We start from the raw sequence: 12,548 nt of genomic DNA, 5'->3' as shown, positions 1-12,548 counted from the left end.
GTTCGACCATCACAACACCGGGAGTAGCCGTGATCGACGAGACCCTCCTCGACGCCGAGGAGAAGATGGAAAAAGCGGTGTCCGTCGCGAAGGACGACCTGACGTCGGTGCGGACCGGCCGGGCCACCCCGTCGATGTTCTCGCGCATCGTCGTCGAGTACTACGGCGCGATGACCCCGCTGAACCAGCTGGCGAGTGTCAACGTGCCCGAGGCGCGGATGGCGCTGATCAAGCCCTACGACCAGACGCAGCTCGGTGCCATCGAGAAGGCCATCCGAGAGTCCGACCTGGGCGTCAACCCCAGCAACGACGGCAACGTCATCCGCATCGTCATCCCGCAGCTCACCGAGGAGCGGCGCAAGGAGATGGTGAAGATGGCGAAGGGCAAGGGCGAGGACGCCCGCGTGTCGATCCGCAGCATCCGCCGCAAAGCCAAGGAAGAGCTCGACCGGATCGCCAAGGACGGCGAAGCGGGTGAGGACGAGGTCGCGCGCGCCGAGAAGGAGCTGCAGAACCTCACCGACACCTACGTGCACCAGGTCGACGAGCTGGTGAAGCACAAGGAAGCCGAGCTGCTCGAGGTCTGATGAGCCAGGTGAGCGAGGAACGAGACGAGCGGGTGGAGCACACCCCGCAGCCGGAGCCGGCTGACAAGCCCGAACCGGGCGGACAGCCGGAGCCGGCCAAGAAGGACTCCCGGGCCGGGCGCAACCTGCCCGCGGCCATCGGCGTGGGCCTGGTGCTCGGCGCGGCCATCATCGTTTCCCTGCTCACCGTCCGCTTCATCTTCATCGGGGTCATCGCGATCGCGATCGGGGTCGGCACCTTCGAGTTCGCCGGCGTGCTCAAGCGCGTCGCGAACATCAAGGTCGCGATGATCCCCGTGCTCGTCGGCGGCCAGGCGATGATCTGGCTGGCCTGGCCGTTCGGCCGCGCGGGCGCGCTCACGGCGTTCGTCATCACGGTGCTCGCCTGCCTGCTCTGGCGGCTGCCGGGCGGCGCCGACGGCTACCTGCGCGACATCTCGGCGTCGGTGTTCGCGAGCGCGTATCTGCCGTTGTTCGGCGCGTTCGCCGCGATGCTCGTGCCACCGGAGGACGGCGTCGGCCGGGTCCTCACGTTCCTCATCGCCGTGGTCGCCTCCGACACGGGCGGCTACATCGCCGGCGTGCTCGGCGGCAAGCACCCGATGGCACCGACCATCAGCCCGAAGAAGTCCTGGGAGGGCTTCGCCGGGTCGATGGTCGCCGGCATCGTGGCCGGCATCCTCACGATCAGCCTGATGCTCCACGGCCACACCTGGCAGGGCGCGGTCTTCGGCGCGGCGATCGTGCTCACCGCGACGCTGGGCGACCTCGTCGAGTCGCTGATCAAGCGCGACCTCGGCATCAAGGATATGGGCACGCTGCTGCCGGGCCACGGCGGCATCATGGACCGCCTCGACTCGCTGCTGCCCTCGGCTGTGGTCTCCTGGCTGCTGCTGTCGGCGTTCGTCCCGGCGTGACGCGCCTGACCTCCCCGATCGACCCGACGCGCGGACCTGCGCTGGGAGCTTCGGCCTCCCAGCGGTAGCGAACGCTTCGTGGACCACCGAAGTGTCCGCGGGCTTGACTCGGAGCATGACCACTTCGACCCGCGAACGTTCCTCGGCCCGGCTCGCGCTCGCGGCGGTGTGCCTCGGGTTCGTGATGATCACGCTCGACGCGACCATCGTGAACCTCGCGCTGCCGGCCATCGGCGCCGAGTTCGGTGAACCGTCCACGGCCGCGCTGCAGTGGGTGGTCGACTCCTACACCGTCGCGCTCGCCGCGTTCCTGCTCACCTGGGGTGAAGCGGGCGACCGGTGGGGCTCGCGGCGCGTGTTCCAGATCGGCACCGCGGTGTTCGTGCTGGCCTCGATCGCTTGCGCCACAGCGGATTCACTGCCGTGGCTGGTCGCCGCGCGTGCGGTGCAGGGGGCCGGCGCGGCCGCGCTGCTGCCCTCGTCGCTGGCGTTGATCGTGCACCAGTTCCCCGAAGCCGGCGCCCGGGCTCGCGCGCTCGGCGTGTGGGGCGGCATGAGCGGGGTCGGGCTCGCAGCCGGTCCGGTGCTCGGCGGTCTCGCCGTCGGGCTGGCCGACTGGCGGCTCGTGTTCGCCGTCAACGTGCCCGTGGGCCTGATCGCGATCTGGCTGACCCGCCGGCACGTCACGGAAACGACGCCGCACCGGCGTACCCGGCTCGACGTCGTCGGGCAGATCCTCGGCACGGCAGCGCTGGCCACGTTGGTCGCGGGGTTCATCGAAGCCGGGCACGCGGGCTGGACCGCCACGACCACACTGGTGCTGATCGGCGCGGGCGTCGCCGCGGGTATCGCGTTCGTGGCGGCGGAAAAGGTGATCACCGCGCCGGTGCTGCCGCTCGGTGTGCTGAAAGTCCGGTCCTTCGCCGTCGCGACGGCCATCGGCGGCCTGTTCAACTTCTGCCTCTACGGCACGCTGTTCTGCCTCGCTCTGTTCCTCCAACGCGAGTGGCACCTCGGTGCGCTCGAGGCCGGCCTGGCGCTGGTACCGCTCACCCTGGCCGTGGGGCTCAACGCGTTCTTCAGCGGACGGCTCACGCACCGGTTCGGCGAGCGCCGGCCGATCGTCGCCGGTGGCCTCGTCGCGCTGGCCGGCTCGGCCGGCCTCGCGCTGCTGCCCGCCGATCCGTCGCCGGTGCTGCTGGTCGTGTTCTCCGTGGTCTTCGGGTGCTGTTCGCTCGCGATGCCCGCGATGACGTCGCTGGCGATGAACGCGTTGCCGGGCAAGGCGGGCATCGCCGCGGGCGTGCTCAACGCGGCGCGGCAAACCGGCGGGGCCATCGGGGTCGCGCTCGTCGGCGGACTGTTGCCGGGCACGGCGATGTGGGTCGTCGCCGGGGGTTACGGCGGGATCGTGCTGCTGACGGGGTTGCTGCGGCCCCGCTCGTCGTAAGGCCCGGTCATCGAAAAACTCAGTCGTCGAAAAACTCAGTGGTCGAAAAACTCAGTCGTCGTAAGGGTCGTCGACCTCGGCGCGGCCGACGTCGTCGAGCGTGCGCGAGTGGTCGATCACCGCGAACACCGCGCCGTCCGGGTCGGCGAGGATCGCCATACGGCCGAAGGGCGTGTCGTACGGCTCGATCACCACGGACCCGCCGAGCATCAGTGCCTGGCCCGCTGTCGCGTCGCAGCCGCGGGCCGGGTCGACCTCGAAGTAGACGAGCCAGTGCGGGGGAGTGTCGCGGCTGTACTCGGAGCCCATCACGTAGCGGTAGAGCACGGGCGTGTGCTCGATGAGGTATTCCGCGTAGTCGACGCTTTCGCCGTCGCCGATCTGGTGGCTCGAGTAGTTGAAGAGCTTGGTGTAGAAGTGATCGGCCGCCTCGCCGTCGTGCGCGTTGAGGTCAGCGCCGCTGAACGTGTTGGGGATCCCGGTGACGAACCGCCAGTCCGGCGGCGCCTCCCAGAACACCACGGGCGCGCCCGCCGCGTCGATCGCGTGGAGAATGCTGCCGCGCTCGGGGATCGCGACCGGTCCCAGCGTCACCTGGCCGCCGAGGTGCTCCACCCATTCGGCCGCGCTCGCGGTGTGCGGCACGGAGACGTGCAGCGTCCAGCCGGGTTCGGTCTGCGCCCCGGCTTGGTAGAGACCGCCGGTCGGCTCGCCGGCGAGCGACGAGATCCAGTAGCGGCCGGTGGGCGCGGCGGGGTCGCGGTGCACGTCGTACTGCCAGCCGAACAGGCCCGTGTAGAACTGTTGCGACACCGCTTCGTCGCGACAGGCCACCTCGATCCAGCACGGGAGGCCGGCCGGAATCGCGCTTGTGCTGGCCGAACCGATGGTCATCGCGGCCTCCTCCCGGTGAGCAAGAAGTCTATGCGGTGCCCGTGATTTTTTCGCAGTGAGCCCGGAACCCCGGAACCGCCTCGCGGCCGACGTCGTTGGAGAAGTTCGTGCGATGGTTCCCCCGTTCCTCAGGCCGCTCTCGCGCGACGGAGGTCTTGCCGAGCCCCAACATCTGGTACTACCAGCAGGCTTACGAGGTGGAGAACCGCGCGCAGGACGTCGACGGCGAGATCTGGCGAGTCCTGCGCGAGGAGTGCGACTGGACCGGCCGCGACGTTCTCGACCTCGGTTGTGGTGACGGATTCCACTTGCCGCGCTTCGCCCGCGACGCGCGCTCGGTGCTCGGCGTGGAGCCGTACGCACCGCTGGCGCGCGACGCGGCGAAGCGCGCGCGGGAACTGCCGAACGTGTCGGTGCGCGAAGGCCGCGCGCAGCGGTTGCCCGTCGACGACGCGAGTGTCGACGTGGTCCACGCGCGCACGGCGTACTTCTTCGGCCCCGGCTGCGAACCGGGGCTGCGTGAAGCGGAACGCGTGCTGCGGCCCGGCGGGTCGATCCTGATCGTCGATCTCGACGCGACGAGCGAGCCGTACGGCGGCTGGCTGCGGGCGGACCTCCCGCACTACGACCCCGTAGAGGTCGAGCAGTTCTTCGAAGGCGAGGGCTTCAGCCTCCGGCGCGTGGCGACGCGCTGGTCGTTCACCGACCACGCCGCCATGGAGTCAGTGCTGAAGATCGAGTTCAGCGCGCAGGTCGCCGCGCGGGCCGTGGCCGAGGTGCACAAGCGCACGATCAGCACGGCCGGCGGCGCCGGGGTGACGCTGCCGGTGGGCTACCGCGTGCACACGCGGGTCAAGCCCACCGGCCTCGTCCTGCCGGGTCACTCGGCTTCTTCCGGCGACTCGTCGGTTTCCTCGACCTCGCCGAGGATCGAGTAGACCGAGCGCCGGGCCTCGTTGAGCACGTCGACCACGCGGGCCTGCTGGCTCGCGCTGCCGGCGCGCATCACCTGGACGACCGCCGCCGCGAGCGTGGCGCCCGCCTTGCGCAGGTCGACCTCGACGGGGTCGACGTCCTCGGCGAAGTGCTCCCACGGCGGGGTGCCGGTCTGCTGCTCCGCGGCCGCGCGGCCCTCGTCGGTGAGCTCGAACAGCTTCTTGCCGTTCTCGTCCTTGCTCACGACCAGGCCTTCGTCGGCCAGCATCTGCAGCGTCGGGTAGATCGAGCCGGGGCTGGGCTTCCAGAAGCCGCCACTGCGCTCGCCGATCTCGCGGATGATCTCGTACCCGTGCCGCGGCTGTTCCGCGAGCAGGGTCAGGATCGCCGCGCGGACGTCACCGCGCCGGCCGCGACGCGGGCCGTGGCCTCGTCGTCCGCCGGGACCGCCGTGGCCTCGCCGGCCGCGGCCCATCGGGCCGCCGGGGCCGAATCCGAAGTCGCCGAACTCGCGGCCGAAGGGGCCGAAAGCGGGACGACCGTGTTCTCCGTGTTGGTGCGCGCCTCGCGCACCGGGGTGAGGGTGCCTCATGTCGTTGTTCCTTGTCTGTTGGCCCCGCCTCCGGCGGGGCGTGCGGGATCGCCTTTGAGCCGGCGATCCCGCGAACGGTTGCGACTGGTTCACGATATATCGGAAACGGTCGCGATGCAACCTAACGACTGTCGAGGACCTGCGCGAGGGACGTTTGCGGTGGTCGGAGATACTCGAAGGAGTAAGAAGAAGCGCTGAACCGACCTGGGAGACCCGACCCCCCATGCTGGACCGAGTGGTCATCGACGCCCTGTTCCCCGCGGACCTGCCCGAGCCGGAGCACTGGGAGCGGCAATACCCGGCGCGGCAGCTGCCGGACGGCGCGAAGGTGACCCGGTTCGGCCCGTCGCCTACGGGGTTCGTGCACATCGGCGGCATCTACGTGGCCACGATCGACCAGGACGTCGCCCGTCGCTCCGGCGGCCGCTACCTGGTGCGCGTCGAGGACACCGACCAGTCGCGCGAGGTCGAGGGCGCGCTGGAGCAGTTCGAGCGCGGCTTCTCCTACTTCGGTCTGCAGGCCGACGAGGACACCCTGCGCGGCGGCGACTACGGCCCGTACCAGCAGTCCGGCCGCGAGCAGATCTACCTGACCTACGTGCGCCAGCTGCTGCGCGAAGGCCGCGCGTACATCGACTTCGCCACGAAGGACGAGCTCGCGTCCATCACCGCGCGCCAGCAGGCCACGAAGCTGCCCACCGGCTACTACGGCTCGTGGGCCATCTGGCGCGACGCCGACCCGGCCGACGTGCAGGCGAAGCTCGACGCCGGCGAACCGTGGGTGGTGCGGTTCCGCGCGCCCGACGACACCGGCGCGCGCGTGCGCTTCACCGACGCCATCCGCGGCACGATCGAGGCCGAGGCCAACCGCAACGACGTGGTGATCCTCAAGAGCTCCGACCAGAGCCCCCGGCTGCCGACCTACCACTTCGCCCACGCCGTGGACGACCACCTCATGCGCGTGACCCTCGTCATCCGCGGCGACGAGTGGATCTCGTCCGTGCCGGTGCACCAGCAGCTGTTCGACGCGCTCGGCTTCGAGCCGATCACCTACGCGCACATCGCCCCGCTGATGAAGCAGGAGGGCGGCAGCAAGCGCAAGCTCTCCAAGCGCAAGGACCCCGAGGCGTCGGTCGACTTCTACATCGAGGCCGGCTACCCGGTCGAGGCCGTTCTGTACTACCTGCGCGGGCTCGCCAACGGCCGGCTCGCCGAGCTGCCGCTGGCCCAGGCGCTGGACGAGCCGATCAACCTCGACGAGATGGGCGTCGCGGGACCGCTCGTGGACCTCGTGAAGCTCGACGACATCTCCGCCGACCACATCGCGACGATGTCGGGCGCGGAGATCCTCGCCGCAGTGCGCACGTGGGCGCAGCGCTTTGACCCGGAGCTGCTGTCGGTACTTGAGTCGTCGGAGGAGCTGGCCCTGCGGGCGCTGGCCGTCGAGCGCGAAGGCGCCGAGAACCCGCGCAAGGACCTCAAGAAGTGGAGCGAGTTCCGCGCGGTCTACGGGTTCTTCTTCCCGCAGCTGCACGCCCCCGTGACCGGCCCGGACGACGAGCGCATCGCCGCCCTCGGCGTGGCGCCGGAGGTCGTGCGTGCCGTCGCGTCGGACTTCGTCGCGAACTACCAGCAGCTCGACGACGGCCAGGAGTGGTTCCAGCAGATCCGCGACGTCGCGGCGAAGCACGGTTTCGCCAAGAACGCCAAGGAACTCAAGAAGGACCCCGACGCGTACCCGGGCTCGATCCGCGAGGCCTCGCAGATCATCCGCATCGCGATCACCGGCTCCACCCGCAGCCCGGACCTGCACTCGATCACGCAGGCGCTGGGCCGCGACGAGACCCTGCGGCGGTTCGAAACCCTCACGGCGTGAGCCGCCGCCGTCCTCCGGTGTAAGCGCGCCGGAGGACGGCGCGTCAGTCCTGTTCGGGCGCGGTGGCGTCCAGGCGGCGGTGCAGCTCCGGGTGGCCGGTGAACACCGCCACCTGCAGCTCCGCGACGAGGCGCTGCGTGGGGATCTCGACGTCGACTCCGAACACGTCGCGGATCCGGGTCAGCCGGTACTTCAACGTGTTGCGGTGCACGTACAACGTGCGGGCTGCCGCGGTGAGATCGCCACCCGCCTCGAAGAACGCCCGCAGGCTCGGCAGGTACTCCGTCCCGCAGTCCCGGTCGCTGACCACCATCCCGGCCACGCCGCCCTGCAGCAGCCGCGGCCGGTCCAGCACGATCTCGGTCAGCTCCGACAGCACGGCGTCCGCGATCGAGTCCTCGAACGCGACCACCCGGCGGGACTCGTCGAGCAACGGCAGGGTGAGCAGCCGGTCGACGTCGCGGCGGGCCTCGACGAGCCGGTCGGCCGACGTGATCTCCCCGCTCACCGCCGCCCGCAGCTCCACGCGCAACTGGCGTGTCGCCTGCCCGGCGATCTCGCGGACGAGCGCCGTCGCCTCGCCCGGCGGCCGGTCTTCCACCACGGGGAACGTCGCGTAGATCCGGCCTTCGCACGACGTCACCGCGCCGCGGCGGCGCGACGCTTCGACCCGCAGCGCCACCAGGTCCTCGAGCTGCCGCAACCGCAGCGGATCCGGCTCTCCGGCCGGCGGCCCGTCCACCCGGTCCGGGACGAACGCGACCAGCCGGAACGCGCTCGCGGCGCTGCGCACCGACAGCGCGGGCCGCATCACCGAAGCGCGGATCGGCATCGGCGGCGCCGGCCCGACGCCGCTGCGCGCCCACGCGGCCGAGACCGTCCTCATCGGACAGTCGCCGTCGGACGAGCTGTTCCGCGCCGCGGGTGCGGAGGCCACCCGGGCCGTCGACCCCGGAACCGACCTGCACGCGCCGGCGGAGTACCGCCGCCGCATCACCGGCGTCCTCACCCGCCGCTGCCTCACCCGCGCACTGTCCCGCACGGAAAGGAACCAGGCCGCATGAGCAGCCGCGCCGTCAGCATGACTGTCAACGGGGAAGCGGTGACCCGCCACGTCGAGCCGCGTCGCACGTTGTCGGACTTCCTGCGCAAGGACTGCGGGAAGACCGGCGTGCACGTCGGCTGCGAGCACGGCGTCTGCGGGGCTTGCACGGTCGTGCTGGACGGGCGCACCGCGCGGTCCTGCTGCACGCTCGCCGCGCAGGCCGAGGGCGCCGAGGTCACGACCGTCGAAGGGCTCGCCGAGGGCGGGCGGCTGCACCCGCTGCAGGAGGCGTTCTGGAAGCACCACGGGCTGCAGTGCGGGTTCTGCACGCCCGGCATGCTGCTCACCGTCCGGGAGCTGCTGGCGGACAACCCGGACCCCACGGACGACGAGATCCGGGCCGGCATCTCCGGCAACCTCTGCCGCTGCACGGGCTACCAGTTCATCGTCGACGCGGTCCGCGAGGCGGCCGCGGTCCTGCGGGCGGAGGTGACCGGCGGCACACGGCCGGGGGAGTCCTGACGGCGTGTCCGGTGGACGTGGAATACTGGATCGGTTATGACTGCCCTCCCCCTTGTTTTCGACGCGCCCAAGCGTGGCCTGCCGCCGCGTCACCTCGCCGACCTCACCTCCGCCGAGCGGGCCGAGGCCGTGGTGGAGCTGGGGGAGAAGGCCTTCCGCGCGAAGCAGCTGTCGAACCACTACTTCTCGCGCCTGACCGTCGACCCGGCCGACATGACGGACATCCCCGCGGCCGCGCGTGAGCGCCTGGTCGCGGACCTGATGCCGTCGCTGCTCACCGAGGTCCGCGCCCTGTCCGCCGACGACGGCGCCACGCGCAAGACCCTCTGGCGCGCCCACGACGGCACGCTGCTCGAGAGCGTGCTCATGCGCTACCCCGACCGCGCCACGCTGTGCATCTCCAGCCAGGCCGGCTGCGGCATGGCGTGCCCCTTCTGTGCCACCGGCCAGGGCGGCCTCGACCGCAACCTGTCCACGGCCGAGATCGTCGACCAGGTCCGCTCCGCCGCCGCCGTCATGCGCGACGGCGCCATGCCCGGCGGCCCCGGCCGCCTGTCGAACATCGTGTTCATGGGCATGGGTGAGCCGCTCGCGAACTACAAGCGGGTGGTGGCGGCGGTGCGGCGGATCACGGAGCCGGCTCCGTCGGGTTTGGGGATCGGTCAGCGTTCGGTGACGGTGTCGACGGTGGGTTTGGCGCCGGCGATCCGGAAGCTGGCTGACGAGAAGATGCAGGTGCGGCTGGCGGTGTCGCTGCACACTCCGGATGACGAGCTGCGGGACACACTGGTGCCGGTGAACAACCGCTGGTCGGTGGATGAGGTTTTGTCGGCGGCTCGGTATTACGCGGACACGTCGGGCCGTCGGGTGTCGATCGAGTACGCGTTGATCCGGGACATCAATGATCAGCCGTGGCGGGCGGAGTTGCTGGCCAAGCGGCTGCGCAAGCATCTGGGTCAGTTGGTGCATGTGAACGTGATTCCGTTGAACCCGACTCCGGGTTCGAAGTGGGATGCGTCGCCGAAGCCGGTGGAGCGGGAGTTCGTGCGGCTGGTGAACGCGGGGGGCGTAGCCTGCACCGTGCGCGACACCCGCGGCCAGGACATCGCGGCGGCGTGTGGCCAGTTGGCTGCCGAAGGCTGAGTTTTCGTTTCAGTGATGGGAAAGTTCCTGTGATTTCAACGCCCTGCCTCCTCGACCCGGCGGCGGAAGAGCTGAAGCTGCGCGACATCACCGGCGGGGTGGCGGTGGCTCGTGCGGCCCGCTCGTTGCTGGGCGAGCGGTTCGATTCGGAGAGCTTCATGTACGTGCTGATGCGCGCGTACTCGGTGGACTTCCACGCCGCCCGCGACGCTTCGCGCTGGCAGGGCTTCGGCGAGAGCCCGCGGGCGTTGTCCGACGCGGACCTGGAAGTGCTGCTCGCGCCGTGGGTCGCGACGAAGTAGCTGCGAACACTGACCTGGCTGCTCGAAAGATAATCGGTGATCTCATCGCGGCCGGCGCTGACTGGGATTTGCCGGAATGGTTGCGCCAGCGTTCGCATGTGCGCGTTTTGAATCGTTCCTGATCTGATCTGAATAAGCGCGTTCTGAGCGTCTCGCTCACCTGGACCCGCCCCATCCGCTCGCGCCCTGGGGCGCGTCACGAGTGGCGCAGCTGCGGCCACAACGTCTCCCACGATTGCCGCGGGGCGTCGCAGAGCCAGATGGGCACGCTCTGGTTCAGGCCGGCGAAGCCGTGGTCAGCGTCGGACGGTGTCGCCGACATCCGCACGCACGGCGTGCGCAACTCGGTCGGGTCGGTGCTGACGAAGAGGACCGGGCGGCCGGGGTCCGAGGGCTGGCCGAAGTAGGAGAAGCCGCGGTGGGGGCTGTGGGCGGGAGGTAGGCCGAGGCCGGCGCCGTACCAGTTCAGGGCGCTGGCTTGCCAGTAGTGGTCGGTGATGATCGTCGTCGTGGGGGGTAGGCGGTTGTAGGCGGTCGCGACTGCGTCGGTGAAGGTGCTCCAGTCTTGTTCGGACCGGGATTCGAGGGTGGCGCCGGTGGCCCAAGACGAAGGTCCGCCCGCGAACAGGCTGATGATCAGGACGACGGCGCCGGAGAAAGCGGAAACGCCCACCGAAGCGATGCGTCGCCACCAGTGCGATCCCACCGTGGTACTGATGCGGGCCGTGGCGGCGGCCCAGCAGACGGGGAACAGGCCGGCGCAGTAGTAGTACCGCCCGCCGGCCACGAGCATCACGGCGGCGACGGCGACGCAGGTCCAGCCCAGAAAGCGGTACGGCGCGAGGCGGCTGTCGCGGAGCAAGGCCCAGCAGCCGTAAACCGCCAGGGCGGCGCCGGCGAGTGCGCCGTTGGACGCGAGCGTCAGGGGCAGCACGGCGACTTTGCCGCCGGCGAACTCGCCGGTCTCCTGGGCGACGACGGGGACGAGCGTCAGCTGCGGGAAGCCGTGAAACCCTTGCCAGATCAGGTAAGGCGACGCGCCGGCGACAGCGAGCGCGGCCAGTTTCCCCAGCCCGGCCCACGGCACGCGCCGCCGCCGGGTCGCGAGCAGCACGGCGACGCAGCACATCCAGAACACGGCGATCAGCGGTTTGACCGTGAACGCCACCCCCGCGAGAAGTCCCATGCCCCACCAGAGACGGTCGGAGCCGGTCCGGGCCCAGCGCACCAGCAGCAACGTCGTGGCGATCCACAGCGGGATGTCGAACGTCTGGGTCAGCAGCAGCGATCCCGTGTCGAGCACCCGCGGCGAGGCGGCGTACGCGGCCGCCGCGGCGGTCTGCGCCCAGCGGCCGCCGCCGAACTCCTGCGCGAGCAGCGCGGTGAGCAGGACACCGGCGACGGTGGCGAGCACCGCCGGAATCCGCAAGGTCAACGGTGAACCGTCGCCGAGCCACGCCAGGAACGGCACCAGTGCGCCCTGATCCGCGTAGCCCCACGACAGGTGCTGGGCAGCGGACAGGAAGTAGAGCTCGTCGCCGTGGAGGCTCTGCCGCCCGGCCTCGACGAGCAGCGCGAGCGCGGTGCACAGCGCCACGACCGAGATCGCGGGCCACGCGAAGGGCCGAGCGACGGCAACGCGAGGTTCCAGGGGACTGCGGATGATCACCATAGCGCCACTATACATAGCGAGTATACTTCGAGTGTATAGATGAAGTAAGCGCAGGTCAGGGGGTCCTCAGTCGAGCAAACGTCGTTACCGAGACCCCAGCGTCTCTGAAGGCGACCGGTGATACGCCTTGCGGTACTCCGCGGCGAACCGGCCGTAGTGCAGGAAGCCCCACGCGTACGCGACCGACGTCGCTGTCACCGTCTCGGGGTCGGCCTCCAGGAGCGCGGCGTGCGCGCCGGATCTGGCGCAGGTACCGCATGGGCGGAACGCCGACGTGACGCCGGAAGCCCACTTCGAGAGCGCGGGCGCTCAGCCCCGCCGCGTGGGCGATCTGCCCGACAGTGCGGAACTTCATGGGGTCTTCCTCGATCGCCATCGTCACACGTCGGATGGCCCGGGGATTGCTGTCGCCGGTCTTCGCCCCGAGCTGGTCGCTGTAGTTGTGGCGGTGGCTCACGAGCATGCCGGCCATCGCGAGCCGGCTGAGGCGCTCGGCCGTCGCGGGCAGTGCCATGAGCTCGAAGTGCAGCGGCCGGTCGAGCACCCGGCCCAGCATCATGGCCGGCTCCTGCTCCAGCGCGGTCCGCTCGATCGCCACCTTCACCCGAGCCT

The 12,548-nt window shown here is 70.4% G+C and carries 14 protein-coding genes; 9 read left to right on the top strand and 5 right to left on the bottom strand.

Annotated features, from left to right (window positions below; translation table 11 throughout):
* The first annotated feature begins 29 nt into the window (after positions 1–29).
* The 3 genes from frr (at position 30) to ACFY1H_RS19700 (ending at position 2,954) form a co-directional block, all read left to right on the top strand.
* Complete coding sequence (frr, locus tag ACFY1H_RS19710) at positions 30–587, top strand: ribosome recycling factor (protein WP_364060056.1); 558 nt, start codon at positions 30–32, stop codon at positions 585–587.
* Complete coding sequence (locus tag ACFY1H_RS19705) at positions 587–1,504, top strand: phosphatidate cytidylyltransferase (protein ID WP_386948123.1); 918 nt, start codon at positions 587–589, stop codon at positions 1,502–1,504. The genes frr and ACFY1H_RS19705 overlap by 1 nt, the downstream gene beginning before the upstream one ends.
* Before the next feature lie 115 nt (positions 1,505–1,619).
* A complete protein-coding gene (locus ACFY1H_RS19700) occupies positions 1,620–2,954 on the top strand; it encodes an MFS transporter (protein ID WP_386948121.1) in 1,335 nt (444 codons plus the stop codon).
* 51 nt (positions 2,955–3,005) lie between these two features.
* Here the strand turns inward: ACFY1H_RS19700 and ACFY1H_RS19695 are convergent, their stop codons facing one another.
* The gene (locus tag ACFY1H_RS19695; protein ID WP_366580933.1) at positions 3,006–3,848 is read right to left on the bottom strand and encodes a VOC family protein; all 843 of its coding nucleotides are present in this window, start codon (positions 3,846–3,848) and stop codon (positions 3,006–3,008) included.
* A 107-nt stretch (positions 3,849–3,955) separates the two neighbouring features.
* Between ACFY1H_RS19695 and ACFY1H_RS19690 the strand changes: the two genes are divergently transcribed.
* Positions 3,956–4,786: a class I SAM-dependent methyltransferase gene (locus ACFY1H_RS19690; RefSeq protein WP_386948117.1), complete on the top strand. Its 831-nt coding sequence runs from the start codon at positions 3,956–3,958 to the stop codon at positions 4,784–4,786.
* On the opposite strand, the gene ACFY1H_RS19685 is transcribed toward ACFY1H_RS19690, so the two are convergent.
* Positions 4,729–5,376 carry a PadR family transcriptional regulator gene (locus ACFY1H_RS19685; RefSeq protein ID WP_386948114.1) on the bottom strand — a complete coding sequence of 216 codons (648 nt, stop codon included), beginning with the start codon at positions 5,374–5,376 and terminating at the stop codon, positions 4,729–4,731. The two genes, ACFY1H_RS19690 and ACFY1H_RS19685, sit on opposite strands and share 58 nt — an antisense overlap.
* 223 nt (positions 5,377–5,599) lie before the next feature.
* On the opposite strand from ACFY1H_RS19685, the gene ACFY1H_RS19680 reads away from it, so the two are divergent.
* On the top strand, positions 5,600–7,252 hold the full coding sequence (locus ACFY1H_RS19680; protein WP_386948111.1) for a glutamate--tRNA ligase: 1,653 nt from the start codon (positions 5,600–5,602) through the stop codon (positions 7,250–7,252).
* A gap of 43 nt (positions 7,253–7,295) precedes the next feature.
* Here ACFY1H_RS19680 and ACFY1H_RS19675 read toward each other — a convergent pair whose 3' ends face one another.
* A complete protein-coding gene (locus ACFY1H_RS19675) occupies positions 7,296–8,138 on the bottom strand; it encodes a PucR family transcriptional regulator (protein ID WP_386948108.1) in 843 nt (280 codons plus the stop codon).
* Between ACFY1H_RS19675 and ACFY1H_RS19670 the strand changes: the two genes are divergently transcribed.
* The 4 genes from ACFY1H_RS19670 to ACFY1H_RS19655 are packed head-to-tail and all read left to right on the top strand — an operon-like array spanning position 8,038 to position 10,264.
* On the top strand, positions 8,038–8,316 hold the full coding sequence (locus ACFY1H_RS19670) for a hypothetical protein (RefSeq protein ID WP_386949362.1): 279 nt from the start codon (positions 8,038–8,040) through the stop codon (positions 8,314–8,316). The two genes, ACFY1H_RS19675 and ACFY1H_RS19670, sit on opposite strands and share 101 nt — an antisense overlap.
* On the top strand, positions 8,313–8,819 hold the full coding sequence (locus ACFY1H_RS19665; RefSeq protein ID WP_366580943.1) for a (2Fe-2S)-binding protein: 507 nt from the start codon (positions 8,313–8,315) through the stop codon (positions 8,817–8,819). The genes ACFY1H_RS19670 and ACFY1H_RS19665 overlap by 4 nt, the downstream gene beginning before the upstream one ends.
* Before the next feature lie 36 nt (positions 8,820–8,855).
* On the top strand, positions 8,856–9,962 hold the full coding sequence (gene rlmN / locus ACFY1H_RS19660) for a 23S rRNA (adenine(2503)-C(2))-methyltransferase RlmN (protein WP_366580945.1): 1,107 nt from the start codon (positions 8,856–8,858) through the stop codon (positions 9,960–9,962).
* 29 nt (positions 9,963–9,991) lie between these two features.
* Positions 9,992–10,264, top strand: coding sequence for a hypothetical protein (locus ACFY1H_RS19655; RefSeq protein WP_366580947.1), 273 nt, complete (start codon positions 9,992–9,994; stop codon positions 10,262–10,264).
* A gap of 196 nt (positions 10,265–10,460) precedes the next feature.
* Here ACFY1H_RS19655 and ACFY1H_RS19650 read toward each other — a convergent pair whose 3' ends face one another.
* Positions 10,461–11,936 (bottom strand): ArnT family glycosyltransferase, encoded by a 1,476-nt coding sequence (locus ACFY1H_RS19650; protein WP_386948103.1) that lies wholly within the window; start codon positions 11,934–11,936, stop codon positions 10,461–10,463.
* A gap of 55 nt (positions 11,937–11,991) precedes the next feature.
* Entirely contained in the window at positions 11,992–12,540 is a 549-nt protein-coding gene (locus ACFY1H_RS19645; protein ID WP_386948100.1) for a hypothetical protein, read from the bottom strand.
* Positions 12,541–12,548 lie beyond the last annotated feature (8 nt).

Origin of the sequence: Amycolatopsis sp. NPDC001319, from assembly GCF_042896185.1 — a bacterium.
Classification (GTDB): domain Bacteria; phylum Actinomycetota; class Actinomycetes; order Mycobacteriales; family Pseudonocardiaceae; genus Amycolatopsis.
This window is presented reverse-complemented; position numbering and strand designations above follow the sequence as displayed.